The sequence below is a fragment of the Pseudomonas sp. KB_12 genome, assembly GCF_052114545.1.
In the GTDB taxonomy this organism is placed as follows: domain Bacteria; phylum Pseudomonadota; class Gammaproteobacteria; order Pseudomonadales; family Pseudomonadaceae; genus Aquipseudomonas; species Aquipseudomonas brassicacearum.
The window spans coordinates 1-404 of record NZ_JBFREY010000117.1 but is presented as its reverse complement, the minus strand read 5'-3'; the positions used below and the strand labels follow the sequence as shown (position 1 = coordinate 404).

At 74.5% G+C, this 404-nt stretch carries 1 protein-coding gene; it reads right to left on the bottom strand.

All coding sequences use genetic code 11. The features are described from left to right. Positions 1–404, bottom strand: a 404-nt coding sequence (locus AB4Z20_RS28115) for an autotransporter-associated beta strand repeat-containing protein (protein ID WP_442091256.1), incomplete at both ends; no start/stop codon positions are given.

Below are 404 nucleotides of genomic sequence, written 5' to 3'. Positions count from 1 at the left end.
GGCCTGGCCCAGCTGGAAGTCCAGGATCGAGCCGTTCGACAGCGTCAGGCCGCCGTTGATCGTCAGAGTTCCGGCCGCGCCGGTCGAGCCGCCGGGCGCCAAGGTCGCGCCGTCGGCCACGCTGACCGAACCGCCGATCACGCCCGCGCCGCCCAGCAGGCCGGCGTTGACGCGCGTTGCGCCGCTCGCCGCGGTCTGGTCGCCGTTGATGTAGAGGCCGCCGGCGTTGAGCGTGGTTCCGCCCGCATAGGTGTCGGCCCCGGTCAGGACCAGGGTTCCCAGGTCGGTCTTGACCAGCTCGCCGGCCCCGCCGATCGCCGAGGCGATGGTGGCGGTCATGCCCGCGCCCGCCGCCGTGCCGTCGCCGACGCGAATGCTCGCCTGGGCCCCGGTCAGGGTCAGGG